The sequence below is a fragment of the Marinobacter manganoxydans MnI7-9 genome (assembly GCF_000235625.1).
Taxonomy (GTDB): domain Bacteria; phylum Pseudomonadota; class Gammaproteobacteria; order Pseudomonadales; family Oleiphilaceae; genus Marinobacter; species Marinobacter manganoxydans.
Genome location: NZ_AGTR01000044.1, coordinates 1 through 24,671 on the forward strand (window position 1 = coordinate 1; position 24,671 = coordinate 24,671).

22 protein-coding genes are annotated in these 24,671 nt (G+C 57.8%); 13 read left to right on the forward strand and 9 right to left on the reverse strand.

The features are described 5' to 3' along the window. The coding region (locus tag KYE_RS11105; protein ID WP_008173295.1) for an Ig-like domain-containing protein at positions 1 to 2,625 on the forward strand (2,625 nt) is incomplete at its 5' end. A 63-nt stretch (positions 2,626 to 2,688) separates the two neighbouring features. Here KYE_RS11105 and KYE_RS11110 read toward each other — a convergent pair. Both KYE_RS11110 and dauA read right to left on the reverse strand, forming a co-directional pair. Then, positions 2,689 to 4,638, reverse strand: a complete 1,950-nt coding sequence (locus KYE_RS11110) for a hypothetical protein (protein WP_008173297.1) — start codon at positions 4,636 to 4,638, stop codon at positions 2,689 to 2,691. A gap of 71 nt (positions 4,639 to 4,709) precedes the next feature. Further along, a complete protein-coding gene (dauA, locus tag KYE_RS11115; protein WP_008173299.1) occupies positions 4,710 to 6,461 on the reverse strand; it encodes a C4-dicarboxylic acid transporter DauA in 1,752 nt (583 codons plus the stop codon). Between the two features lie 112 nt (positions 6,462 to 6,573). Here dauA and KYE_RS11120 point away from each other — a divergent pair, with 112 nt between their 5' ends. Together KYE_RS11120 and KYE_RS11125 are read left to right on the forward strand one after the other, a co-directional pair. Next, on the forward strand, positions 6,574 to 6,753 hold the full coding sequence (locus tag KYE_RS11120) for a hypothetical protein (protein ID WP_008173301.1): 180 nt from the start codon (positions 6,574 to 6,576) through the stop codon (positions 6,751 to 6,753). An 88-nt stretch (positions 6,754 to 6,841) separates the two neighbouring features. Continuing rightward, complete coding sequence (locus KYE_RS11125; RefSeq protein ID WP_008173303.1) at positions 6,842 to 7,786, forward strand: ChaN family lipoprotein; 945 nt, start codon at positions 6,842 to 6,844, stop codon at positions 7,784 to 7,786. Between the two features lie 9 nt (positions 7,787 to 7,795). Here the strand turns inward: KYE_RS11125 and KYE_RS11130 are convergent, their stop codons facing one another. Continuing rightward, complete coding sequence (locus tag KYE_RS11130; protein WP_008173304.1) at positions 7,796 to 8,329, reverse strand: macro domain-containing protein; 534 nt, start codon at positions 8,327 to 8,329, stop codon at positions 7,796 to 7,798. Positions 8,330 to 8,445: 116 nt separating this feature from the next. Here KYE_RS11130 and KYE_RS11135 point away from each other — a divergent pair, with 116 nt between their 5' ends. Further along, a complete protein-coding gene (locus KYE_RS11135) occupies positions 8,446 to 9,156 on the forward strand; it encodes an SIMPL domain-containing protein (protein ID WP_008173307.1) in 711 nt (236 codons plus the stop codon). Between the two features lie 9 nt (positions 9,157 to 9,165). Here the strand turns inward: KYE_RS11135 and KYE_RS11140 are convergent, their stop codons facing one another. Then, positions 9,166 to 10,233 (reverse strand): beta-N-acetylglucosaminidase domain-containing protein, encoded by a 1,068-nt coding sequence (locus KYE_RS11140; RefSeq protein WP_008173310.1) that lies wholly within the window; start codon positions 10,231 to 10,233, stop codon positions 9,166 to 9,168. A gap of 118 nt (positions 10,234 to 10,351) precedes the next feature. Here KYE_RS11140 and KYE_RS11145 point away from each other — a divergent pair, with 118 nt between their 5' ends. From KYE_RS11145 to KYE_RS11170, 6 genes are all read left to right on the forward strand, one after another. After that, a complete protein-coding gene (locus KYE_RS11145) occupies positions 10,352 to 10,810 on the forward strand; it encodes a hypothetical protein (RefSeq protein ID WP_008173312.1) in 459 nt (152 codons plus the stop codon). Between the two features lie 145 nt (positions 10,811 to 10,955). Then, entirely contained in the window at positions 10,956 to 12,032 is a 1,077-nt protein-coding gene (locus KYE_RS11150; protein ID WP_008173314.1) for a TRAP transporter substrate-binding protein, read from the forward strand. 102 nt (positions 12,033 to 12,134) lie between these two features. Further along, complete coding sequence (locus KYE_RS11155) at positions 12,135 to 12,680, forward strand: TRAP transporter small permease subunit (RefSeq protein WP_008173316.1); 546 nt, start codon at positions 12,135 to 12,137, stop codon at positions 12,678 to 12,680. Beyond that, the gene (locus tag KYE_RS11160; RefSeq protein ID WP_008173318.1) at positions 12,677 to 13,972 is read left to right on the forward strand and encodes a TRAP transporter large permease; all 1,296 of its coding nucleotides are present in this window, start codon (positions 12,677 to 12,679) and stop codon (positions 13,970 to 13,972) included. The genes KYE_RS11155 and KYE_RS11160 overlap by 4 nt, the downstream gene beginning before the upstream one ends. A gap of 225 nt (positions 13,973 to 14,197) precedes the next feature. Next, on the forward strand, positions 14,198 to 15,511 hold the full coding sequence (locus KYE_RS11165; RefSeq protein ID WP_008173320.1) for an SAM-dependent methyltransferase: 1,314 nt from the start codon (positions 14,198 to 14,200) through the stop codon (positions 15,509 to 15,511). Further along, positions 15,511 to 16,635, forward strand: a complete 1,125-nt coding sequence (locus KYE_RS11170) for an NAD(P)/FAD-dependent oxidoreductase (protein WP_008173322.1) — start codon at positions 15,511 to 15,513, stop codon at positions 16,633 to 16,635. Before KYE_RS11165 ends, KYE_RS11170 begins: the two co-directional genes overlap by 1 nt. Before the next feature lie 63 nt (positions 16,636 to 16,698). Here the strand turns inward: KYE_RS11170 and KYE_RS11175 are convergent, their stop codons facing one another. Both KYE_RS11175 and KYE_RS11180 read right to left on the reverse strand, forming a co-directional pair. Next, positions 16,699 to 18,423 (reverse strand): choice-of-anchor I family protein, encoded by a 1,725-nt coding sequence (locus KYE_RS11175; RefSeq protein WP_008173325.1) that lies wholly within the window; start codon positions 18,421 to 18,423, stop codon positions 16,699 to 16,701. Positions 18,424 to 18,580: 157 nt separating this feature from the next. Then, positions 18,581 to 19,054: a Dps family protein gene (locus KYE_RS11180; protein ID WP_008173327.1), complete on the reverse strand. Its 474-nt coding sequence runs from the start codon at positions 19,052 to 19,054 to the stop codon at positions 18,581 to 18,583. Between the two features lie 229 nt (positions 19,055 to 19,283). Here KYE_RS11180 and KYE_RS21150 point away from each other — a divergent pair, with 229 nt between their 5' ends. Further along, positions 19,284 to 19,559 carry a DUF2061 domain-containing protein gene (locus KYE_RS21150; protein ID WP_202945859.1) on the forward strand — a complete coding sequence of 92 codons (276 nt, stop codon included), beginning with the start codon at positions 19,284 to 19,286 and terminating at the stop codon, positions 19,557 to 19,559. A gap of 18 nt (positions 19,560 to 19,577) precedes the next feature. Here the strand turns inward: KYE_RS21150 and KYE_RS11190 are convergent, their stop codons facing one another. Beyond that, entirely contained in the window at positions 19,578 to 21,020 is a 1,443-nt protein-coding gene (locus KYE_RS11190; RefSeq protein ID WP_008173330.1) for a dihydrolipoyl dehydrogenase, read from the reverse strand. A 173-nt stretch (positions 21,021 to 21,193) separates the two neighbouring features. Between KYE_RS11190 and KYE_RS11195 the strand changes: the two genes are divergently transcribed. Continuing rightward, entirely contained in the window at positions 21,194 to 21,865 is a 672-nt protein-coding gene (locus KYE_RS11195; RefSeq protein ID WP_008173332.1) for a LysE family translocator, read from the forward strand. Here KYE_RS11195 and KYE_RS11200 read toward each other — a convergent pair. Next, the gene (locus tag KYE_RS11200; RefSeq protein ID WP_008173334.1) at positions 21,810 to 22,862 is read right to left on the reverse strand and encodes a 3-deoxy-7-phosphoheptulonate synthase; all 1,053 of its coding nucleotides are present in this window, start codon (positions 22,860 to 22,862) and stop codon (positions 21,810 to 21,812) included. The genes KYE_RS11195 and KYE_RS11200 overlap by 56 nt on opposite strands. Before the next feature lie 360 nt (positions 22,863 to 23,222). Between KYE_RS11200 and KYE_RS11205 the strand changes: the two genes are divergently transcribed. Continuing rightward, positions 23,223 to 24,011, forward strand: a complete 789-nt coding sequence (locus KYE_RS11205) for a secretin N-terminal domain-containing protein (RefSeq protein ID WP_008173336.1) — start codon at positions 23,223 to 23,225, stop codon at positions 24,009 to 24,011. 2 nt (positions 24,012 to 24,013) lie between these two features. Here KYE_RS11205 and KYE_RS11210 read toward each other — a convergent pair whose 3' ends face one another. Next, positions 24,014 to 24,520 (reverse strand): hypothetical protein, encoded by a 507-nt coding sequence (locus KYE_RS11210; protein WP_008173338.1) that lies wholly within the window; start codon positions 24,518 to 24,520, stop codon positions 24,014 to 24,016. Between the last annotated feature and the right edge of the window lie 151 nt (positions 24,521 to 24,671).

Genomic DNA, 24,671 nt, shown 5'->3' on the forward strand with positions numbered 1-24,671 from the left:
GACGCCTCTGCTACTGATCGAAACGGTAACAATGTATCTGATTCCGAATCCGGCGTTCTGGATGCTGTAGCAGGCGATCTGACTCTGGCCATCGACAATGTCGACAACGCCAACGAAACCATCGACCTCTTCGGCACCACCTCCGACGTGGCCCTGGGGAACACCGTTGCCATCACCCTCACGGACGTTGATGGCACCGTGGTTAACACCACGGCCACCGTTGGCGCCGACGGCACCTACTCGGTCTCGGATGTCGATGTCTCTGGCCTGGTGAATGGCACCCTAACCGTTGACGCGTCAGCCACCGACCGAAATGGCAACGCCGTATCCGATATTGAAACGGCGACGCTTGATGTCAATTCCAATCCCGATGCCCAGAACGAGACATACAACGCCCTGCAGATCGACGGCCTGCTCGGTGAGTACTATGCCTATCAACAGGGCTCCGGATCTGATGGAAGCAACCTGTCCAATCTCGCTCAGGTAGAAAACTTTGTAAACTCAAACACCCCGGATGCGACCTTTGTGGGCACCAACGTGGACTACGGCTCAGTCGGCGGAAATCTGGGGAATGAAGGCCGCCTTCAGAGCTTCCTGGGGTCTGACGCATCGTCACTTTCAACAGATCCGGAGAACAGTTCCGACGCCATCATCCGGATGACCGGGGAGCTGAAGCTGTCGCCGGGCACCTACCAGTTCGAGGTGCGCGCCGACGATGGCTATCGTATCGAGGTAAACGGTGAGACCGTGGCCATTGCTGATCGCAATCAGTCGGCCACAACCAGAGCTGGCAGCGAGTTCACGCTATCTGGCGAAGGTCCTCACACGATCGAGATTGTCTATTGGGATCAGGGAGGCCAAGCCGAACTGGGCATAGATATTCGCCCCGCAGGCGGCACCTATGAGGTGTTCGGCAGCAACCACGTGTCTCATACTGGCGAAAATCCAGCGCTTGTCGTGGATGAGAACCAGCCTCTGGATATTGCCCCCAGCGTCTTGTTGGCCAACGACACCGATGCCGACGACGACACGTTGACCATCCAAAGCGTGCAGAATGCCACCAACGGCACAGTATCGATTGATGGCAGCGGCAATGTGGTGTTCACCCCGGATACGGGTTACACCGGGGAAGCCAGCTTCTCGTACACCGTCAGTGATGGGAATGGCGGCACCGATACCGCTACGGCAACCATTAACGTGATGCCAAGTGCCGATGCGCCGACGCTTTCGGTCGCGGATGCAAGCTCAACAAATGCGGGGGCAACGGTCATATCAACGGGCCTGCAGGACACTATCGTTGATCCTGATGATTTCGACTCCGGCGCAGGCCTTACCCAGGCTCAGCTGGAACAGGAACTGGGCGTCGCCAGCGGGTACCTGGACAACCGTTTCGACCCATCGGGACCGGAGGTGACCGATCCCGGCACCGTCGATGTGCTGGATGGCAAGATCACCGGCTCGACGCAGACGCTGTCCTCTGGCATGTCAGTCCAGTGGAGCTATGATTTCATTAACGGCGAAGATCAGACCGGTGAGGTGTCCAATGGATACAACGACCTGGTGGTGCTTGTGGTAACGGCGCCGTCGGGTTCCCGGGAAGCGATCCTGGTCGACTCGTCCGAAAACAAGCTGCCGAAGCAGGTGACCGAGGGCTCCTACAGCTACACCACAACGGAGTCTGGCACCTACCAGTTCCAGTGGATGGTGCTGAACGGCCGGGATGCAAACAAAGACTCATCGCTTGAACTGGGGACGCCCTCGTACACGGTTCCCGGCCTGGCCGGCACCTACGGCACTCCTGTCGCACTGGACATCAACGCCGCGCTTTCCGATCAGGACGGCTCGGAAACCCTGGATATTGTAATCTCGGGTATTCCGGCAGATGGCGCCTTGTCGGCAGGTACCAAAAACGCCGATGGCACCTGGTCACTGACTACCGGTGAGCTTGAGAACCTGTTCCTGCTGCCCGCAGAAGGCTACAGCGGTGACCTGGGCTTAAACGTTACTGCCACATCTACCGAAACCTCGAACGGATCTCAGGCATCGGTGACTGAAAACGTCACGGTAAGCGTTGACCAGACCGAAGAAACCGTCGGTGGCACCGGCTCGGATGACACCCTCGCTGGTGGCGCAACCGATGACCTGGTCCGGGGGTATGCGGGCAACGACAGCCTTGAGGGCAATGCAGGCAATGACGTGCTGCAGGGCGGCATTGGTAACGACACGCTGACCGGTGGCGAAGGCAGTGATGTGCTTACCGGTGGCTTCGGTGCCGATGTATTCCGTTGGGAGCTGGGCGACGAAGATGCGGCCGATGCTCCGCGCGATCTGGTGACTGACTTCACCATCGACGGCACCAACGGCTATACCGGTACCGGCGAAGGTGACCAACTGGCTCTGGACGATCTGCTTCAGGATGCCACGGCAGCAACCGTGACCGATTTCCTGATGGCCCAGGAGGAAAACGGCGACACGGTGTTGTATGTAAACAAGGATGGCGCGCTGGCAGACAGCGCAGACAATGCCCAGCAGTCCATTCTGCTAAGCGGCGTATCCATGGACGGGCAAACCTCAGAGCAGTTTATCGATACCCTGGTGAACAACGGGCAGATCAAGATCGAGTAAGTGCTGGGCGAACCAGTCACCGGAGCAGCAAGTGCCCCGGTGACTGCACTCATGCCGCGGGTTTCAGTCCGTCAGGCTGAGAACCACGAGGCGGTCACCTGGTTGCAGGTCCAGATACTCACGCCGTGGCGGATTCAAATGCAGGTGACGTCCCTGGGCGTCGGCCTGTTGCCGGAACACGCCCAGTGCAATTTCGCCCTCATCGGCCAGAATGCGTTCCAGCAAATGGAAATCGACGCTGCCCGGTAGCGGGTAATCCCCGGGATCTCTGAACTGGATTTCTGCGCCCCCCACCGTAAACAACTCATCCAGCACCACTCTCAGCTCACGGCGCAACGCGACCTGGGCCAGGATATGGCTGAGAATCATCGGACTGATCAGCATCTCGCTGCGGTGTTCGTACAACAATGGCCGATTGTCCGGGTCACTGAGTTCAAGAATAAGGTGCGGACGGCGTGCTTTCTCCATCAGAATATCTTCGAGCTGCAGGTAACCGACCATCGCCCGGGCATCGGCTTCCTCCCCTGAGGCCAGACGATCACTGCTCAACAGAATCACTGAATCGTAGGAAGACGGATCAAGCCGCCGCAGTTCTCCCTCCACCATATAATCCGCTTCTACATGATGGCAGTTCACCGTTGATTGATTGCCCACATAGCGGGAAATCGCCAATGACCGTTCCGCAGCGGGCACTACCGAGACCAGATCCAGCGAATAAGACTGATGGCTGTAACTTCCGAATTCCGCCACCAGACCGGGCACGCGCCGGTTCCAGCCAAGCACGAGCACCCGCTTTTCAAGGCCAGCACCGCTGCGAACAGCCACCCTGGGCTGAAGCCGATCGATCGGGGGCAATGACGGCCATTTCGCATTCGGTTCGGTTTCTGAATACTCCCTGGCCATCATAATCACCCGGTCATTCGCTTCGATCCGCGTGGCGGAAGGCACAATCAGCCGGACATCCCAGCCTTTACCAACCGGGCGCAGTAAACCCAGAACAACCACATTCGGCCGTTCCGACGCCAGTTCCGCCAGCGACAGGCCCGCAATCGATTCACCACCCCGAACATAGATGCTGTTGCCGTCTGAACCTGTCAGCAGTTCGTTGTAGACCTCCGACAACCCGGGGTGAATGATATTCTGAACAATCAGCGAGTTGATCGAGGCATCACCGGCAAACACTTCCACCTCACCGGGATACGCTCTCTCGATAACCGGCAGCTTGCGCACATCCTGAATTTCGGCCACCACATACGGCAAGGGGGACCGGTACTGACGAGCCTGGGCGGCAATGGACAGCAGCGCCTTGACCGTCTCCACGTCCGATGTGACCAGGCTGCCAGCTTCGTGGGCCGCGCTGGGCACGATAACCGCCGCTGCATCCAGGCAAGCCACCCGGTGCAGGGCATCCGGCTGGATTGCGGATCCCGATCGCAGGATGATCTGGCGGGCCCGGCGCCCGATACCAGGCTCGGTGCGCAACTCATGAACCTGGGCTGCAGACGCCTCCTCAGACAACACCACGAGGTTGAGCTTCTGGGCATCGTGCTTTTCCAGAAAACGGCGCACCCGGCCACTGGAGCCCAACAGCTCGGAGAGCAACGGGAGGGTCTGGCTGGTCCAGCCCAGCACCACCACATGATTCTTCAGCGTAACCGGCGTAAGGCCTCTCTCAAGATCCGCCATTTTAGCGATCAACCACCGTGTCAGGATCGCCACCAGAGTGCCCATGAACACCACATAGCCGCTAATAGTCAGCAGGGTCGAAACAAAGCGCTGCCAGGTGCCAACGTCGTCACCCAGGTAACCTGGATCGGTCAACCGAAGAAACGCCCACCAGATTGCAGAGCCCGGATCTTCGAAGTCGCCGCCCTGGGGAACCACAAGCAGGCCACCGATTAACGAGATCAGGCCAATGAAGACACCGACCACGAGAAGCTGAAATCCCGCGCCTTTGACGAGCTGGCGTTCCAGTATGAATTTGACTCGGTCGATCAGCCGGAAAGGCAGCATGGCAGTCCTCTTGAAGAGAGTATTTTCGTCGCGTCAGGGTAGACCATCCGGAAACGGATGGAATCAGGTTTTTATCCGGAAGCCCGATCAGTTTCAGACGCAGGGCAACTGATCAGACGCAAAGCTTCGTCCAGGGAGGAAGTATAGCAGCTAACGCCAGCGATCGGCGCAACCCCGGCACGAGCGAGGGTGCGCAAAGGCTGGAACTGAAGATCGGCAATCACAATCTGTGTACCGTCCCGTTCACAGGTAGCAATAAGCTTGTTCAAAGCGGACAGCCCGCCGGCATCGAGAATCGTCACGCCGTCCATGTACAGAATGAATCCGCGGGCGTTCCGGGCGAGCACTGCCAGTTCCCCGAAAATCCGGTCCGCAGCGGCAAAAAACAGGGGGCCGTTTATCTTGAACACCTGCCAGCCATCGGGCAGCCGGGATTCTGCAATCCGTTTGCTCTGGGCGATATCTGTAACCCGGGTCATCTGGGCCATTTCCCGCATGAACAGGACCGCCGCCAACAGGACGCCGGTGGTGATGGCAATGACCATGTCGAGCAATACCGTCAGTGAAAAGCAGGTGAGAAAAACCAGGATGTCGCTGCGCGGCGCGGTTTTCAGAAGGTGCAGGGACTTGGGGGCCTCACTCATATTCCAGGCCACCATCACCAGCAGGGCGGCCATGGCCGGCATGGGAAGATACGCCAGCAGGCCCGCCAGCGAAACCAGCGCCAGCAGAACGACCAGCGAATGCACCATTGCGGAGACCGGCGACTCGGCGCCGGCCCGGTAGTTGGCCGCCGAGCGGGCGATGGCGGCCGTGGCGGTAATGCCGCCGAAAAACGGCGTGATGATGTTGCCAAGGCCCTGCCCCATGAGCTCGCTGTTGGCGCTGTGGCGTTTGCCAGTCATGCCATCAAGCACCACGGCGCACAGGAGAGACTCGATGGCCCCAAGCATGGCAATGGCAAAAGCTGCCGGCAGCAGATCCCGGACCAGCGACCATGACAGCCCGACGGGCTCGCCCGATGCCCCTGCCTGCTGCCACGGCCAGGCGAATTCCGGCAAGAACGGCGGAATACCCGCTCCCTCGGTGCCGTCCGGCAGGAGATAACTGAACCTTGAACCAATGGTATCGATAGCAGCACCCTGGGCATTCAACCAGAGCGTAAGCAGGCTTCCGATCACCACCGCTGGCAGATGCGGGGGCACCGGGGTTTTCAGGCGTGGCCAGAGCAACATGCAGGCAAGGGTGACACCGGCCACCAGGGTACTCATACCATCAAATTCCGGCAGCGCACCGGTCAGCAGGGCCAGCTTGTCCCAATAATGCTCGGGCATATCGCCAACCTGAAGGCCCAGAAAATCCCGGATCTGCAGGGTGGCAATCACCACGGCGATCCCCCCGGTAAACCCGAGGGTTACCGATTCTGGAATGTATTCGATAAAACGACCCAGTCGCATCAGAGCCATCAGAATCAGCAAAACGCCCGACATCAAGGTGGCCAAAAGCAGACCGCCCAGCCCATAGCTCTGGGCGATGGGGTACAGAATGACAACGAAAGCAGCGGTGGGGCCGGAGATGCTGAACCGGCTGCCACCGGTCAATGCGATCACAAACCCGGCAATAATGGCGGTGTAGAGGCCGTACTGGGGTGCAACACCACTGGCGATCGCCAATGCCATGGCCAGGGGTATGGCAATAATGCCCACCGTCAAACCCGCCATCACATCGCGCAGGAAACGGCGGCCCCGGTAGGGCTCATCAATACACGCTTCCCGGAATGCGTGGGCCATCCGGAGAGAAAAAAGGTGGGCTCGATGCGGCATGGGTGACTCGTTAATTGCAACTTTTAACGACTAATTATATGCTCATTATATCCACATTCAATGTTAATACGGTTAACATCATCGAAAGCCACCCGAGGTAAAGAAAAACCCAATGGAAAACCGCACTGCCCGCCTGACGTTGCTGATCGATCCCGAGAAAAAGGCCGCCTTTGAAGAACTGTGCAAGCAGGAAGATGTGACGCCATCCCAGAAAGTGCGCCAGTTCATTCGGGAATACGTGGAAGAAAGACTGGGATCGGACTGGCGCGAAGATCGTAAAAAGAAATCCTGACGGGGTTCATTACGTAAAGACTATGATGAAACCTATCGCGCCAATCCTGCTGTTTGCCACTTTGTCTGTTATGAACGGATGCACTGCCATGCCTTCATCGAAAGCCCCCGACACGCTGAATTCGGCACCGCAAACCCAGTACGATGCCCTGCTCGTAAACCCGGCAAACAAGACCGCGCTGACTCCGGAAGAACTGGCGCAGCAACTAGCCGACGTCGATGTTGTGGTTGTCGGGGAATACCACGGGCACCATGGCTCACACCTTCTGCAATCCCGGCTTCAGAGCGCCCTGTTTCGGCTGCGGCCGGAGCAGATTCTCAGCATGGAGCAGTTCAACCTGGATCGTCAGGACGAACTGAACCGTTATCTGCGGGGAGAGACGGGCGAAACCGAAATGATCGAAGACGCCGAAGCCTGGGACAATTACCGTGCCTCCTATCGTCCATTGGTGGAGTTTGCACGCCGGCACGACCTTCCGGTGATCGCGTCCAATGCGCCGGCCGACGTGGTCCGCTGCGTTGGCCGCAAGGGCCCGGGCTATCTCGACCGTATTTCAGACACCTTGAGACAGAAATTACCCGCCAAACCCTTCATGGACACCCCGGAATACCGGGAAAAGTTCATGGCGGCCATCGGTGCAAGCCACCAGGCAGACGACACCATGAGCGAGCGGATGGACAACACCTACAAGGCCCAGTTGCTCAGGGACAACGCCATGGCAACACGTATTCTTCAGGCGCGGACAGAGCACCCGGAGCACCAGGTACTGCACGTGACTGGCACCTTTCACAGTGAAAATGGCCTGGGCACCGTGGCGCTTCTGAAACAGCGCGCGCCTGAAATCTCGGTCGCCATCGTAAGCCCGGCTTTCTGGCCTTGGGACGTCAACGAAGCGCCCCTGGAGAATAATCGCGCCAAGGGTGATTTCATCTACTTTATCCAGCCTCTGCCCGACGAATTCCGGGACGCCCAGCGGGAACGTGAGGCGATGACAGCCCGCTTTCGCCGCTCGACCGACAAAAGCTGTGACTGAAACGGCCGGCTACCGGCCTGACAGGCCCGATTCCAACTCAAGTGCCTGTTCAAACACCTTCCGGTCCTCGTCGCTGAACAGCACAAACCGGACAAGGCGAACAGAGTTGAGCTCCGCCAGCGTGTCAGACACCGCCTTCATGGCCACTGCCGCCGCATCCTGCAGTGGATAGCCGAAAACCCCGGTGGAGATGGCAGGAAAAGCGATGGACGTCAGCTTATGCCGATCTGCCAGCAACAGGGCATTTCTGAAACACTCAGCCAGCAAACGGTCGGATGGCTCGTCGACCCCGTAAACCGGCCCCAGACAGTGGATTACGTGTTGGTTTGGCAGCTCGTGAGCCGAGCTGATGACTGCCTGCCCCGGCCTGATCGGCGCCAGAGCCCGGCACTCCTCTGCCAGCCCCGGTCCGGCGGCGCTGTGTATGGCGCCTGCCACGCCACTCCCTGGCAAAAGTTCGGCGTTGGCGGCATTGACGATCACATCCATATCCTGCTGTTCAGCAATGTTTCCTCTGATGCACTCAACTTTCACAACCGTCATGTTTCCTTCCTTTTCGCTTGGGGCGTGAAACGCTAATCTTGACCATGACCTCAGGATAGCAGCCAGACACCGGACGCTTTCCGGAACATTCCGGTGACGTAATACAGGGACACCCCATGAAACTTTTTGCCTCAGTGATTCTCGGCGTCAGTGCCATCATTTCTGCCGCCCTGATTGGCAATGGCCTGACCGATCTGCGCACAGGCGACCGCTACGTGACCGTTAAAGGTGTGGCTGAACGGGAAGTGAATGCCGATCTGGCCCTGTGGCCGATCCGCTTTCTCGCCACCGGTGCGTCCCTGAGTGAAGCCCAGGAAAGGGCCAGAAGCAGCCGGGACGCGATCATGGCGTTCCTCAAACTGCAGGCCATTGACCAGAATGCGGTCGAACTCCAGCGCCTGGATGTTACCGATACCCGGGCCAACCCCTACCAGGCCAACAACGGAGAGCAGAAGTTCATCATCAGCCAGACGCTGATGGTGCGCAGTACTGACATCGACCGAATCCGGCAGGCAGCCCAGGGTGTCAGTGAACTGGTGGACTCCGGAGTGGTGCTGTCTTCGGACTACGGCCCGCCCGGCCCGACGTACGTATTTAACGGGCTCAACGACATCAAGCCGGAGATGATTGCCGAGGCAACGGCATCGGCCCGGGAAGCTGCCGACCAGTTCGCCCAGGATGCGAAAGCGGAACTCGGGGGGCTGCGACGCGCCAATCAGGGCGTTTTCCAGATTCTGGCCCGGGATCAGGCGCCGGGCATTATGGAGCAGCAACAGCCGGTAAAAACCGTCCGGGTAGTCTCAACCGTCGAATATTACCTTCGCTAGGCCAACCGCCTACTGCGTGGCCACCATCTCATCGGTCACCTGATATTCACCCGCCAGCCAGCGCAGAATCTCGTTGGCTGCAGGGTGGTCAAAGGCATCGTAGGTGTGCTGAAGGCTCTGGCGCTTTTCATCACTGATCCGGCCCAGGCCGGCGTCCTGCAGCACCAGTAAATCCGCATGCAGCTGCGCTGCCAACTCCCTGCCCAGCACCTCGCGGGCGACATGGCGGAATGCCTGGCCGTACTGATAGGAGGGCCCCAGGCGATAGGACTCCGCCAGCGTGATAGCCGGGATGGCCGTCAGCGTTGGCTGCAGGGCCGGATTGATACCATGGCCGGCAAGGTGCGCCGCGTTGGCCGCCGGTCGCCCGGTGAAGGCTCGCAGGTGCAGATGTTGCGACATCCGGTCGCCGTCGTTGACCGGGTAGTTGTCCCAGAGCACCGGCTTGCGGCCAAGCAGGTCTCCGACACGTTTCAGATGGCCGGGTGACACTTCCCGGGAACACACTTCCTCTCCGGTCCAGAACACGTTCACCGAGTGGTCCAGCTTGCGCCCGAGCGTCTCCAGATAATCCGCCGGACGCTCCCCGAACACGCGGTCGAGAACCGGATCATCGGAATAATAGCTGGGACAGACACTCAGCTGTTTGATTGAAGTACGGTCACGGACCCAGTGCACAATGTCCGTCTGGGTACCGGCAAGGTCCGGAGTGTCTGACCGCATGTCATCGAACAGAATCGCCAGCTCATCTATCCCGATGCGCTCCAGCAGGGCGAGTTTTTCTGCCAGCGACGCCCTGGCTTCGTCGTCAAACCGGTTGAACACCTCGAACGGACTCAGGCCGACACCAAAACGAACGCCTTCGTTACGGCAAAAGCGCGAGAAATCGGCCAGCTCCGCGGCCATCGCCGGCGGGTGCGGCTGCTGCCACTTCCGACGCAGAAAAACATCCGCCTTCGGGGCATAGAGATAAAATCCGTAACCATGGGGCGCCAGGGTGCGAACCAGTTGCCGCCGCTCCTGCCAGGTCCACATGGGGCCGTAAAATCCTTCAATGATGCCGAGTGTCGTTGCCATGGCCGATTTCCGCTCCGCTGGTTCCCGGGCCCGGTTCAGGTACCCTGTAATCTCCAAGTTTGACTAGACTCACCGGTAAAGCCAACTACAACCGAACTGCCCGACAAGGAGCAACTCAATGGAAATAAAAACGTTCGAGGATCTCATCGAATGGACGAGGCAACTGCACGCGCATCTTGCAAGGTGCCTGAAAGAGTCCGCCAAGCTCAACAACGACGAGCGAGCCAGCGCCCTCCTCGACTACCTGTCCAGCCACGAAACCATTCTCGAGAAAGCCGTACGGGAATTCGAGAAACAGGCTGATCCGAAGGCTCTCAATACCCGCATGTACGACTACCTGAACCACAAACCAATTAGGGCCAGTGCTGACTCCTACACGCACTACGCGTCAATGAGCTTTCAGGATATTGCCAGGGAAATCTTCCAGTTCCACGACCAGGTGATGGATCTCTACGATTCCCTGATTGGCAAGGCAGAGATTCCCGAGGCCAAGGCCTTGCTTGAGGATCTGCTTTCCCTCGAAGAGCACGAGGCCATGCGACTGTCGAGCCAGATCAGCCGCATGGACGACATCTGATCCGCCGTACGACCAAGGTCGTACACCAAGCGGTTTTTGATTTCGTTTGTTAACGATAATTGCTAACGTGAACTAGCATTAAGAGTGATTTTCCCCAAAAGGGGAGACGCTCGACCCACAAAAAAGATAAGAGGATAGAAGAGCAATGAAGATCCGTTCTGTTCTTTCCGCGGCTGTGCTGGCTGTGGCAACAACCTTTGCCTCCTCGCAGGCGCTCGCCCAAGATACCTTCACACTCCGCCTTGCAGAAACCTGGGGGCCAAACTTCCCGATTTTCGGTGACACCACCAAGCGTTTTGCCGAAACCGTCGAGAAAATGTCTGACGGACGCCTGAAAGTCCGCATCGATTCCGCCAACAAGCACAAAGCCCCGCTGGGCGTGTTTGATATGGTCAAGGCTGGTCAGTACGACATGGGCCATTCCGCATCCTACTACTGGAAAGGCAAGGTTCCAGAGACCCTGTTCTTCACCAGTATGCCGTTTGGCATGAACGCCATGGAACAGTACGCCTGGTTCTACCACGGCGGTGGCATGGAGCTGATGCAGGAAGTCTACGAGCCGCACAACATGCTGTCGTTCCCGGGCGGTAACACCGGCGTTCAGATGGGCGGCTGGTTTCGCAAGGAAATTAACTCGCTGGAAGACCTTCAGGGTCTGAAAATGCGCATCCCTGGCTTCGCTGGTGAAGTGTTCGCAGAAGTTGGCGTTAACCCGACCAACATCGCCCCGGGCGAGCTTTACACTGCTCTGGAACGCAACACCATCGATGCTGTTGAGTGGGTAGGTCCTGCCCTGGACTTGCGTCTCGGCTTCCAGCAGATCGCCGACTACTACTATACCGGCTGGCACGAGCCTGCGACCGAACTCCAGTTCCTTGTGAACAAGCGGGTTTGGGACAAGCTGCCAGCGGACCTGCAGGAGATCATGCGTGTTGCCATGCGCACTGCGTCCTACGACATGCTGGTTCACTCCCAGCACGCCAACGCAGAAGCTTGGGCTAATATTCGCGAAGAGTACCCGAATGTCCAGATCAAGCGTTTCCCAGACGAAATCTTTGACGCCATGTACGAAGCCAACAACAAGCTGCTGAAAGAAGCAGCTGCTGAAAGCGATATGGCTGCCAAGATTATCGACTCCCAGCAGAACTATCTTGAGCAGAGCCGCGCTTACACCAACATTTCTGAGCGCGCCTACCTCAACACTATGGCTGAAGTCGAGTAAGATATAGGCTTTAACGGAGCCGGGATCGCTCTCTGAGTGATCCCGGTTTTGTCGTTTATAGCAACGGATAAAAGCGCCAGTCCGTCTGGCGGGGGATCATCAATGCGGTGGATTATCAAACTGGACGACGGGCTTGCCCGGCTGTCCATCTTCTGTGGCTGGGTTGCCTGTGTCGCGATGATACTGATGGCAGCCAACGTCTTTTACGACGTAGTGGCCCGATACGCTTTTAACAACGTTTCAATCGGCATGCAGGAAATGGAGTGGCACCTCTATTCTGTGGTGTTCCTGCTGGGTATTCCCTACGCATTGCGCACGGATGGTCATGTTCGGGTCGACGTTTTCTACACCAAATGGAGCAACAAGGCCAAGGCCTGGGTCAACCTTGTTGGCGCCTTCATTTTCGTCATTCCCTTCGCTTATCTGATCGGCATTTACGGCTACGATTTCGCCCTCGACTCTTACAGCATGGGTGAAGGTAGCGGTGATCCGGGCGGGCTGCCGCACCGATGGATTATCAAATCCGTTATCCCTGTCAGTGCCGTCTTCATCGGTATTGCCGGCCTCAATATGGCGACTTACGCCGTACGAGTGATGGCGGGGGACAAGGAGTATGAAGGTGAACACAGCGGAGGAGGCCTCGCATGATCGGTATGATTATGTTCGGTGTGGCCCTGCTGATGCTGATGCTGGGCTTCCCGGTTGCATTCACCTTCGGTGGCGTTGCGCTGTTTTTCGGAATTTTCGCCGAGGGCATGGATCTCTTTGCCTTCATGCCCTATCGCATCATGAGCGTGATGCAGAACACCGTTCTGATGGCAGTACCGCTGTTTATCTTCATGGGCGTGGTGCTCCAACGCACCAGGCTGGCGGAACAACTTCTGACCTCCATGGGCCGTCTGTTCGGTGGCCTGCCCGGTGGCCTGGCTATCTCGACGATTCTGGTCGGTGCACTGCTGGCCGCCTCTACCGGTGTTGTAGGCGCCAGCGTGGTTGCCATGGGTCTGATCTCGCTGCCGGTCATGCTGGCGCATAAATACGACAAGAGACTGGCCACCGGTACCATCTGTGCGTCCGGCACCCTCGGTCAGATCGTGCCGCCATCCATCATCCTTATTATTCTGGGCGATGTCCTTGGCCTTCCGGTTGGGGATCTGTTCAAGGCCGCGGTCTGGCCCGGCGTTGTGTTGGTGGGGCTTTACATCATCTACATCCTGGTGCTGACCAGACTGAAACCTGAAACCGCGCCGGCCATGCCGGATGAGCCAGGCGTGTCCCGTAAAAAGGAAGTCTTCAATGCGCTGTTGGCGATCATCCCGCCGCTGGCACTGATTGTGGTGGTTCTGGGCTCGATCTTCACCGGCATTGCCACGCCAACCGAGTCATCCGCTCTTGGCGGGGTTGGCGCCGTGGTTCTGGCCATCATCTACCGCCAGTTTTCCTTCAAGATGGTATGGGATGCATCCAAGGATACTGTGAAGGTGACCGCCATGGTCTTCGCGATCCTGATCGGTGCAACAGCCTTCTCCATGGTGTTCAGCTACACCGGCGGCGACTATCTGCTGGAAGAGTGGCTGCTCCAGCTGCCCGGCGAGAAGTGGGGCTTCATCATTCTGGCCATGGTGGTCATTCTGGTACTGGGTTTCTTCATCGACTTCGTTGAAATCTCTTTCATCATCGTGCCGATCCTTGCCCCGGTGGCGGAAGCTCTGGGCATCAACATGCTCTGGTTCGCCATCCTGATCGCCATGAACCTGCAAACGAGCTTCCTTACGCCACCGTTCGGGTTCTCGTTGTTCTACCTCAAAGGCGTCGCACCGCCGGGAGTGCGAACGACCGATATTTATAAAGGCGTACTGCCCTTCATCCTGATACAGATGTTCGTGCTGGCGCTGATTGTGATTTTCCCTGAATGGTTTGGTATGAGCTCCTCATACTGACCCGAATAATGCCGGGCCCTGGGCCCGGCATTTTTTTATCCGCCTATTTTCGCTCTTCGCTATCCTTCCAATAGTTTTCCTCTATTTTCAGCCAACCTGACAAAATCTCACTGTTTTCTATACTGAACGGACAACCGGCGATTCTCAGACTGGTATTCGGGAACCCTGGCGCGCGCGCATCGACAAAAACATTGATGTTGAGGTTATCAAGGGAGAGCGGAGTCCATGAACCAGAGCACTGCCCAGAAAACCCGTGACAACGGGCAAGAATCCAAAAGCCATGTTCTGACCCTGCCACTGGAAAATACCCACGTGGACCGGTCACCGCACACTTACGAGCGCTGGCTGATCGCCAAGCTCATGCGGATGGCGGGATCACCGCCGCTGCGCTTCCGGCTCTGGAACGGCGATGTGATCGAACCGGAGGGCCAACACGCGCAGTTCACCCTGCATCTGACCGACCCCAAAGCCCTGTATGCGCTGGTAACCAATCCCAACCTGGCGTTCGGAGACCTCTACAGCGCCGGTCGCCTGGAGGTGGAAGGTGACCTGCCGGACCTGATGGAAACCCTTTACCGGTCCGTTCACCAGGCGCGTCAGAAGTGGCCGAAATGGCTGGAGGCCCTGTGGCGCAACCACAACCCCCGATCCACCGGCATCCTGGAAGCCAAGGAAAACATTCACCATCACTATGATCTGGGCAACGAGTTCTATCAGCTCTGGCTGGACAGCGCCGAAATGCAGTACACCTGCGCCTACTACGAGACGCCGGATCTGAGCCTTGAACAGGCCCAGCTAGCCAAACTCGAGCACGTTTGCCGCAAACTCCGGTTAAAGCCAGGCATGACGGTGGTCGAGGCCGGCTGCGGCTGGGGTGGCCTGGCCCGCTACATGGCCCGCAATTACGGCGTGAAGGTCCATTCCTACAACATCTCCAGGGAACAGCTCGCGTTTGCCCGAGAAGAAGCTCGCAAGCAGGAGCTCGATCATCTGGTGGAGTATATCGAGGACGATTACCGGAACATCAGCGGGCAATACGACGCCTTCGTATCCATCGGCATGCTCGAACACGTGGGCAAGGAGAATTACGAGGCCCTGTCCGAGTTGATCAAACGCAGCCTCAAGCCTGACGGCATTGCCCTGCTGCATAGCATTGGCCGCAACCGCCCGATGCTGATGAACGCATGGATCGAGAAACGCATCTTCCCGGGTGCCTATCCGCCGAGCATCGGCGAATTCATGCAGATCTGTGAGCACGGCGATTTTTCAGTCCTGGACGTCGAGAACCTGCGCCTGCATTACGCCCAGACCCTGAGTCACTGGATGGAGCGCTTCAACCAGAACGAGGACAAGGTCACTGCCATGTACGACGGCCACTTCACCCGGGCCTGGCGCATGTATCTGGCCGGTTCCATCGCCGCCTTCCGGGCAGGTTCTCTGCAGCTGTTCCAGGTGGTCTTCAGCCATGGCGACAATAACCAACTTCCCCGGAACAGACGGGATCTTTACGACTTTCCTGCGGCACCCGAGGAGGCCTGATGGACTACTACGACCTGATCATCGTTGGGGCCGGCCCTGCCGGATCCACCCTGGCCAGCGCCCTCGAAAACAGCGGCAAAAAAGTGCTGATCATTGATAAACAGAACTTCCCCAGGGACAAGACCTGCGCAGGCTGGGTTACGCCTGCCGTGATGGAGACCCTGAACATTGACCCGGAGGAATACTCCCACGGGCGAACCCTGCAACCCATCCGGCGGTTTCGCATCGGGATGATGGGCCAGCCGGCCGTGGAGAACGATCACGGTGACGTAGTCAGCTATGGTATTCGCCGGTGTGAATTTGACGACTACCTGCTCAGCCGCGTCAACGCGCCAAAACAGCTGGCCACGCCGGTCAAATCCATCGTTCGTAAAGACGGCAACTGGGTCGTCAATGACACCTGGGAAGCGCCTCTTATTGTTGGTGCCGGCGGTCACTTCTGCCCGGTTGCGCGATTGTTGGGGGATGGCCCCGGTGGCCATGAAACCGTTGTGGCGGCCAAAGAGGTTGAATTTGAAATGACACCGGACCAGGCTTCAGCCTGCCTGGCCCGGGGCGATACGCCCGAACTCTGGTTCTGTCGGGACCTGAAGGGCTATGCCTGGGTGTTCCGTAAGGGCAATTTCCTGAATATTGGCCTGGGCCGGGAAGACAACCACAAGCTGACAGGGCATCTGGAAGCGTTTGTTGAGGAAATGAAATCCACCGGCCGGATTCCACAGGACCTGCCCGGACGCTTCAAGGGCCACGCCTATCTGCTCTACGCCCATGCTGACAGACCACTGGTGGACGACGGTGTGATGCTGATTGGCGACGCCGCTGGCCTCGCCTACACCCAGAGTGGCGAGGGTATACGGCCGGCGATCGAATCCGCCCTTCTGGCAGCCGATGTGATCGGCGAGGCCACCGACTACTCAGCCTCCTCCCTGCAGATTTACGGTGATGCCATTGCCGAACGCTTCGGCACTCGCGCCTCCGAGCCAGACCAGGGCTGGCAGGTTCCTGACTGGGTCAAGATGCCTCTGGCCAGCAGCCTGATGCGCTCCCACTGGTTTACCCGCAAGGTGGTTACAGAGAAGTGGTTCCTGCACCAGGAGGTGCCACCGTTGAAAGTTGCTGTCTGAGGCGAAAAGCAAAACCCGGGAGCACCTATCATGATGCTTCCGGGTTTATTTCAGGGTCAGAACTCAGTTTGCAGTCAGTTCAATTACGTCGATGCTGTACAGCGTCGTGGTGCCGCTCACTTCGTTGCCAACCGCCAGCATTGGCTTACCGCTGGGGCTGTCATTCGCAGAAATGAACGCCAGGCCTTCCGGTCCAAGATCACCGGCCATACCCGCCTCCAGATCCGCCTGGGATACCGAAAAATCTCGATTATTCAGATATTGGACAAACTCCGGATTCTGGGGATTAGTAACGTTGTAGACCATGATGCCGCCAACTCGCTCCAATCCAATAAACGCGAAAGTCTGGCCATTGATTATGCCTACGGCCACCGCCTCCGGCTCAGGGCCCTTGTCGTCCGATCGATTGTCGAAGGAATTTTCGTCATTGTTGCCGTTGAAGTTGTCGGGGATCAGGCTAGCGGTGACTCGTTCGAATTCGCTGCCGCTGTCGAAAACACGCTGGCCTTCAGCGCTCCAGATACTGAATGAGCGTGCCCCATAGCTGTACAGGGTGTCGTATTCGCAGCTGTTTTCCACGTAGAACTTGACGTCGTCCACGTCCACATTGGTGTCACCGTTCAGGTCGCCGAGTTCAGCGGGCAGCTGTGATGGGTCGCAGCCGTTGCTGATGCCCATGGTGGAAGTGGTGTTGAGACGACCCAGGTTTTCGTCTTCCAACAGATTGGTTATGGCCGCCAGCTCACCGGCTGGGTTCAAGGTCAGGTCGCCCATGCGGAATTCTTCGGTCCAGCCATCGTAATCCCGCGAATCGCCCTCGTTGGCGGTGATGTAGTAGGTTTTACCGTTGTAGCCGTAGCTTGCGATGGCGTCGGGCATGTACATGCCTTTCACTGGCCAGTTGCGAATGTTGATACCGCTGTCACGGTTGCTGGCGTCCAGTTCGTTGCCGATGATGCCGTGGTCCTTGAAGCCAAGCGGCACGATGGCCGTGATTTCACCGGCAGCGATGTCCAGTTCGGCCACGGCGTTATTTTCCTGCAGGGCTACCCAGGCTTTGGTGTTGTCGATAGATACGGCTATGTATTCCGGCTCCATGTCCTGGGCCAGTGTGGCGCCTGGGCCGAAGACCCGCAGGCCCGCGGTTACCAGGTCCGCCTGGTCAGCATTGAAACCGGTGAAATCGGCGGTGGTCACGGTGGCAGACGCTACGCCGTTGGACAGATCAATAATGCTGACTGAGCCTTCAGGATCGACGCTATAGTCGTCACTCGGCTCGCCTTCGTTGGCAACCAGCACTTTCATGCCATCCCGCGTGAAGGTCACCATGTCGGGCAGCGCGCCAACCACAACTTCACCAACTTTGTTGAGGTCCGTGCTGTTGTAGAACACAACCTTGCCATTTGCCTGCTTGTTCTCGGCTTCAATGGCTACGGCGACAAGATCACCATAAACCGCGACGCTATTTGCAGCAGCACCCTCAGCTGTGGCGTCAATCGTGCTCAGTTTCACAGGCATCGCTGGATCATTGATATCGAGCACATCGATCGTACTGGCGAGGGCATTCACTACGAATAGTCGCTGATTCGAGGGGTCGTGGGCGACAATCTCGGCAGCACTCTCGTCAAAAACCTCTCCTTCCGCCTGATAGGAGCCCACCACATTCAGCTCAATGAGCGTCTGACTGGTGCCAGGTGCACCGTCTGTGCCGTCGTCGCCGTCACAGCCGGCAAGGCCGAGAACTGTTGCCAGTATGGCGGTACCAAGGAGGGATTTACGCAGTTCCATATTCGCCTCGTCTTTTAAAGTGTGTTGGTTCACGACACACGTTATTGAGGCAAGGTGACATAACTGCGTCAGACAGAAGACAATCTGATGACAAACGCATTGCAGCGACAAAAAAATGGCGACCCCGCAGGGTCGCCATTCATTCAGCGCACTCGGCTCAGTGACCGAGGTAGCTGCGATACATCCACACCGTCTTCTCTTGCTGGGAGATATAGTCGCTCATCAGGGCAACGGTACCCTCGTCGTCCGCTTCACCGGCCAGACTGAGCAGTGTCCGCTGTTTGCCGATCAGCTTGGCAAAACTTTCGACAATGTTGTCCATCGCTTCCTTGCCGTCGGAAACATCTTTTCGCTCCGGCACTTCCGAACGCTTTATGTAGGTACTGTAGGCATGAGCCGGGCGATGGCCGAGCGTCAGAACCCGCTCTGCGATCTCGTCGATCTTGAGTAGCAGATCGTCGTAGAGCTCCTCGAACTTTACATGCAGCTCAAAGAAGTTGTCGCCTTTGATGTTCCAGTGGTAGCCGCGAACATTCATATAAAAGATCTGATAGTTGGACAGCAGATCATTCAGGGAATCAGCAAGCTTTGCCGTTTTCTCGGTATCAAGACCAATGAAATTCTTACCCATAACGCTTCTCCTTCGCGGTTATATAACAGGTTTATATCTGAATATACGCCTGATCGGCGGTCGTCAGGAAGTTTAGTTTGCTAATCTCGATAATAGGAGCGATGCATGACCCTATAGAAGAAGAAATTCAGATAGCTCTAACCTATCAATCATCTCAATACATTTCATTTAACAATCATTCTCACCCGGCGTCTAATGATCACATTAAAGAACGACACCGGAGACAACCATGAGCGCGTTAAAACTATTCGTACACAACCATGGCACGAATGGCGACCAGTCGCTGATAAAGACGGTAACGTTCGCCCTCACCCATTTTACCGTCGCTTTTACCGTGGCTTACCTGCTCACTGGTGACCTGCTCATCGGAAGCCTCATAGCCATGGTGGAACCGGCCATCAACACGGTTGCCTATTTCTTCCACGAAAAGATCTGGGCGCGGCGCCAGCGAAATACAAGGGTTCCAGAGGGAACGCTGAGCGAGGCGAGGCCTCATATCTGTTGATTCCTTTTAAGGGCCGGTTCAGACACCCGGCCCGCAATCGGTGCAACCCTCCTCTGGCGCCGGTCCGATGCTGAGGTTGCGGTTCAGGTCCTTGAGTGCGGTCCTCAGACCTTCTTCGATAACCGGATGATAAAAGGGCATTTCCAGCATCTCGGTGACGGTCAGCCTTCGCTGGGCAGACCATGCGAGCAGGTGGGCAATATGCTCCGCGGCCGGGCCAAACATCTCTGCGCCCATGAACAGGCCGCTTCCATGCTCTCCATAAACTCTGAGTAGGCCCCGGTTCTTGCCGATAACCCGACTGCGGCCCTGATCCTCGAAGGACACCTCTCCAACGGCAAAACAGCCGCGGCAGCGCTCATCAACCTGGTGAATCGTCAGCCCCACCGTCGCAATCTGCGGATCGGTGAAGACCACGGCCAACGGCGTGCGGCGAAGCCCGGTTCGCACATCCGGGTATGACCCGGCGTTATCGCCCGCGATCCGGCCCTCGTCGGCTGCCTCATGCAACAGCGGCAGACTGTTATTGGCATCGCCTGCGATAAATATGTGGCTCTGGCCACAGCGCAGGGTATGGGGATCAAACAGGGGCCCTCCCTTTTTATCCAGCTCAATACCGGCGTTCTGGATATCCAGCCCGTCGACGTTAGGACGACGCCCGGTAGCCGCCAGCAGGTAATCGAAGGTTTCCGTCGTTGCACCGGCGTTGCCACTCTCAAAGGTAATGGCAACGCCCTCTTCAACACGTTCAACCTTCTTTACATCCGAATCCGGATCCAGAGGAAATTCTTCATTAAACGTTTTCAGCGCGTAATTCCGGATGGTTTCATCCTGGATAGGACCAACCGAACCGCCAACCCCGAACATACGGACACGCACACCCAGCCTGCTCAGGGCCTGGCCCAACTCCAGACCAATCACCCCCGGGCCAAAGACTGCCACCGAATCGGGAAGATCCTGCCATTCGAAGATATCGTCGTTTACAACCAGCCGATCCTTGGCATCTTTCAGGAACCCGGGAACATTGGGTCGGGAGCCAGTGGCGATGATGATACGCCCCGCCTCAACCTCGACATTGCCGTCGACGACCAGACGATTCGGGCTGGCAAACCGGGCGTGGCCTTCCATTCGATGCGCATCCGGAAACTTCTCGACCGAATCAATCACCGAAGCAACAAAGCGGTCCCGTTCGCTTCGCACCCTTTCCATCACCCGCTTTCCGTCGATCCTGATATCCCCGGCAGACACGCCGAAAAGCTCACCAAGCTGCATCTGATGAGCGTTATCAGCGGCCGCGATCAACAACTTGCTCGGCATACACCCGACTCTGGCGCAGGTGGTTCCATAATGGCCGCCTTCGATCAGCACAACCTTGTCGGTTAGTTTGCGCACGCGCTGGTAAGCCACCATACCGGCGGTTCCAGCTCCGATAATGGCAACGTCTACGGTTCGCTTTTCCATACAAGGGTCTCCTGACAGGCATTCCCGGAATCGGGAACAGGGAAGATTGGGACGGCTGTGCCCCCAGTATAGAAGCCGTGACAAGTTTCACCCACACGATGAAAAACGCACCGATTCCGCCTATGCTGTCAGACTTTTCAGGCAACGGACGTCTCAACGGAGGAATTGGGAAGATGCAGAGTTACTGGCCGGAATTTCTGACGGTAGCCTTTGTCCACCTGCTGGCAGTGGCCAGTCCCGGGCCGGACTTTGCCGTGATGCTCAGACAGGCTCTGTGCCAGACCCGACGAAACGCGCTGCTAAGCGCCATTGGTATCGGCGGGGGCATTCTGGTGCATGTCTGTTATTCACTGCTGGGCATTGGCCTGCTGATCCAGCAATCGATCATGCTCTTCAATGTTCTCAAGGTGCTGGGGGCACTTTACCTTGCCTGGATTGCCGTCCAGTGCCTGCAGGCAAGGGCCGGCGGCATTCATGTGGAACAGGATCCGACGGGTGGACAGTCCGGTATTGCAGCCCTGCGATTGGGCTTTCTGACCAACGCGTTGAACCCCAAGGCAACGCTGTTCTTTGTGTCCCTTTTCTCTGTTGTGATCAGCCCAGGCACACCCATTGTGCTCCAGGCCGGCTATGGCATTTACATGGCCCTGGCCACGGCACTCTGGTTCGCCATGGTTGCCATTTTCTTTACCCTGCCCCGTGTCCGCCACGGGTTTAACCGGTTCGGGCACTGGCTCGACCGGCTGATGGGCGGCGTTCTCCTGTTGCTCGCCGGACAGCTACTGCTGTCTACAGTGAGCGGATCAGAGCCTCCGTCTGCGCCCATCCCAGACACGGATCGGTGATCGAACAGCCGTAGCGCAGATCTTCGCCGTCGTCCTGACGCCCCGGCTCCAGAAAGCTTTCCAGCATCAGACCCCGGATATGGTGGTTGCCGGCGCGGCGCTGCGCCATCACGTCCTGGGCAATATCCAGCTGTCGCTCTGACTCCTTGCAGGCGTTGTCGTGACTGCAGTCCACCATGACGGCTGTGGACAATCCTGCCTCTGCCAGGGCGCCCACAGCCTGCTCAATGCTGGACGCATCGTAATTGGTGATACCGCGGCCACCGCGCAACACCAGATGGGTGTCGGGATTGCCCCGAGTAGTAATCATGACCGGCGCGCCTGTTGCCGAAACCCCAAGATGATGATGGGGATGGGAAGCCGATTTCATGGCATTGGTGGCGACGGCGACACCACCATCGGTGCCATTCTTGAAGCCGGTCGGCATGGGTAGCCCACTGACCATCTCCCGATGCACCTGCGACTCGGTAGTTCGGGCACCAATAGCCGTCCAGCTCACCAGATCGCCCAAGTAATCCATTGCGAACGGGCTCAGGGCTTCGGTGGCCAGCGGCAGCCCCATGGCCGCCAGGTTCAGCAACAAGCGACGGGAACGAAGCAGCCCCTCATTCAGATCGCCTGATCCGGTGCGCTCCGGATCGTACAACAGCCCTTTCCAACCCACCGTGGTCCGCGGCTTTTCCAGGTAGGCCCGCATAACGACAAGGAAGCGGTCACTGACTTCATCCGCCAGCGCTTTCAGCTTTTCCCCGTATTCCAGTGCCGCCACCTCATCGTGGATGGAGCAGGGCCCCATGACGATCAACGTTCTCGTGTCGCTGCCCTGCAGAATCTGCCGGATTGCCTGCCGGTGTTTGTCGACCTGCCGGACAATGTCGTCGCTGGCCGGCATCTGAAGTTTGAGCTCCGCCGGCGTTGGCAGAACCACTTCTTCCCGGTGGGTGGCCGGTGATCCGACTACCTGGTGTGTCAGTTCAGTGTTCAAGGACATATTCATGTCAGTGCTTCCGTTTCCCTGCGTCAGAATCAAAAAAGCCCCGGCTGGTGGGCTACCAGTCGGGGCTTTTCGAGTCCGGTGGCAGCCTGGGTTTTCTGCCGGGCTGCCTTCCTCGTTATTCGTTCGATGAAGATCCTATGGGCGGCCCCGGCTCTGGCTAAAATAAAAGCCATAACCAAACCACCAGAAAAACACAGCAGCGACTGCAGCCGCCGGCTTGGCGCCGAAAGCTTGCAAAACATTCAATTGACAGGTCGCGTGTGTCGTCTTCATGCTTTTCAATATATACCCACGGTTTTCACCTTGGCAACCCGCATGCCGGAGTTTTTTCACCACCGACATCAGGGTTGGGAGCAATCAATGGTCTATTTTGTCCGACGATATCCTCTGCAGCTGGCCCTGGCGTTCTTGCTTGGGCTGATCTCCAGCCAGGTTCTGGCCCAGGCCGAGTCCCGCACCTACCAGCTCAACAACAGGCCGGGCGACGATGTGGCGGTGCAGATCCGCGAGCTCTATCAGGGCTCGCCCGTAACCGTGACTGCAAGGGGGCAACAACTGGTGGTGCGCGGCGAACCGCCCTTGCTGGAGGAAATCGGACGGCTTGTCGAAACGCTGGATGTAGCGCCAGTCCAGGTTCGGATCACCGTTCGCTCCAGAACCGACAGCGGCGGCAAGCGCTCAGGTGCCGGCATCTCCGCGTCCAACGGGCAGGCAGGAATATCCGCAGAGCGTCGCGTTACCAGTACCGGCAGCGCTCAGGAACGATCAGTGATCATGCAGGATGGCCAGTCGGCACACATCACCTCGGGCCAGGTCCGGACAATCCCCGTCGCTGTTCGTGGTGGCCGAAATCCTGCTGCCTTTCTACAGCAGGTCGAAACGCGCAGTGGCTTTCTGGTCAGCCCCCAGGTTATTTCTGATCAGGCGGTCGAACTGAGCATTGTTTCCTTCGAGGAAGAACCGGCAAACCTGAACGGCTACGAAACGGAGGCTGTAGTCACCATCCGGCGTGTGGAGCCGGGACAGTGGGTAACACTGGGAAGCACCGCAACCCGATCAACCCAGGAGCGCAGTGGCATTACCTATCAGGTGAACAGCAGTCGGTCCGAGAACCGGAGTTTTGAAGTGCGGGTCGACGTTTTGCCCTGATATCAGGCGTGGCGCTTGCCCAGCAGGACCTGCTTGGCTTCGTTCAGTTTGGCCGCCAGGTAGTCGTTCCCGCCGCGATCCGGGTGCAGTTTCTGCATGAGCCGGCGGTGGGCCATCACGATGTCCTCCTCGGCACAACCGGCTTTCACGCCGAGGATATCGCAGGCTTCGCGCTCTGACATCTGGCCGACCAGATCAGCGCCCGGACCAGCGTGATCGTTCCCCTGCGCATGCCCGTCTTCCCGCTGTTTCGACCCCATGAACCGGTTGATTTCAGGGGCAAACTTCAACAAGGCGGGGAGTTTGCGCAACAGCGGAATAACGGCCGCCACCGCCGCTGTAAGCACATGGATCCGGCCCGTTAGCACCATAAACACCAGCAGTGCGCCGCCCACGACCAGGATAACTTTCCAGGTGGCCGCCTTCTTCTTTTCGGCGGACAACGCACCCCATTGTTTCAGAATCACAAACACGGCGGCTGCCAACGCGATTCCCAGAATCCACTGCATTGTTGATCCTCACCCTGAATACCGTCGTAATTCTGTCACTGTCGCCTGTTACATTACCAGTGCCCTGCGCGGAAAACCCCCCGCCAAGAAAACGACCATGATATCTGTCAAATCTGACCAATCCGAAGTCTAGATAGAAATACTTACAACC

Excerpts from the sequence above, each read along its gene's own strand:
- KYE_RS11210 (WP_008173338.1), bottom strand. The coding sequence starts at position 24,520 with ATGCAGTGGATTCTGGGAATCGCGTTGGCAGCCGCCGTGTTTGTGATT.
- KYE_RS21150 (WP_202945859.1), top strand. The coding sequence starts at position 19,284 with ATGAGCGCGTTAAAACTATTCGTACACAACCATGGCACGAATGGCGAC.
- KYE_RS11160 (WP_008173318.1), top strand. The coding sequence starts at position 12,677 with ATGATCGGTATGATTATGTTCGGTGTGGCCCTGCTGATGCTGATGCTG.
- KYE_RS11110 (WP_008173297.1), bottom strand. The coding sequence starts at position 4,638 with ATGCTGCCTTTCCGGCTGATCGACCGAGTCAAATTCATACTGGAACGC.
- KYE_RS11195 (WP_008173332.1), top strand. The coding sequence starts at position 21,194 with ATGCAGAGTTACTGGCCGGAATTTCTGACGGTAGCCTTTGTCCACCTG.
- KYE_RS11190 (WP_008173330.1), bottom strand. The coding sequence starts at position 21,020 with ATGGAAAAGCGAACCGTAGACGTTGCCATTATCGGAGCTGGAACCGCC.
- KYE_RS11180 (WP_008173327.1), bottom strand. The coding sequence starts at position 19,054 with ATGGGTAAGAATTTCATTGGTCTTGATACCGAGAAAACGGCAAAGCTT.
- KYE_RS11125 (WP_008173303.1), top strand. The coding sequence starts at position 6,842 with ATGCCTTCATCGAAAGCCCCCGACACGCTGAATTCGGCACCGCAAACC.
- KYE_RS11165 (WP_008173320.1), top strand. The coding sequence starts at position 14,198 with ATGAACCAGAGCACTGCCCAGAAAACCCGTGACAACGGGCAAGAATCC.
- dauA (WP_008173299.1), bottom strand. The coding sequence starts at position 6,461 with ATGCCGCATCGAGCCCACCTTTTTTCTCTCCGGATGGCCCACGCATTC.
- KYE_RS11150 (WP_008173314.1), top strand. The coding sequence starts at position 10,956 with ATGAAGATCCGTTCTGTTCTTTCCGCGGCTGTGCTGGCTGTGGCAACA.
- KYE_RS11120 (WP_008173301.1), top strand. The coding sequence starts at position 6,574 with ATGGAAAACCGCACTGCCCGCCTGACGTTGCTGATCGATCCCGAGAAA.
- KYE_RS11140 (WP_008173310.1), bottom strand. The coding sequence starts at position 10,233 with ATGGCAACGACACTCGGCATCATTGAAGGATTTTACGGCCCCATGTGG.
- KYE_RS11170 (WP_008173322.1), top strand. The coding sequence starts at position 15,511 with ATGGACTACTACGACCTGATCATCGTTGGGGCCGGCCCTGCCGGATCC.
- KYE_RS11130 (WP_008173304.1), bottom strand. The coding sequence starts at position 8,329 with ATGACGGTTGTGAAAGTTGAGTGCATCAGAGGAAACATTGCTGAACAG.
- KYE_RS11205 (WP_008173336.1), top strand. The coding sequence starts at position 23,223 with ATGGTCTATTTTGTCCGACGATATCCTCTGCAGCTGGCCCTGGCGTTC.
- KYE_RS11155 (WP_008173316.1), top strand. The coding sequence starts at position 12,135 with ATGCGGTGGATTATCAAACTGGACGACGGGCTTGCCCGGCTGTCCATC.
- KYE_RS11135 (WP_008173307.1), top strand. The coding sequence starts at position 8,446 with ATGAAACTTTTTGCCTCAGTGATTCTCGGCGTCAGTGCCATCATTTCT.
- KYE_RS11175 (WP_008173325.1), bottom strand. The coding sequence starts at position 18,423 with ATGGAACTGCGTAAATCCCTCCTTGGTACCGCCATACTGGCAACAGTT.
- KYE_RS11145 (WP_008173312.1), top strand. The coding sequence starts at position 10,352 with ATGGAAATAAAAACGTTCGAGGATCTCATCGAATGGACGAGGCAACTG.
- KYE_RS11200 (WP_008173334.1), bottom strand. The coding sequence starts at position 22,862 with ATGAATATGTCCTTGAACACTGAACTGACACACCAGGTAGTCGGATCA.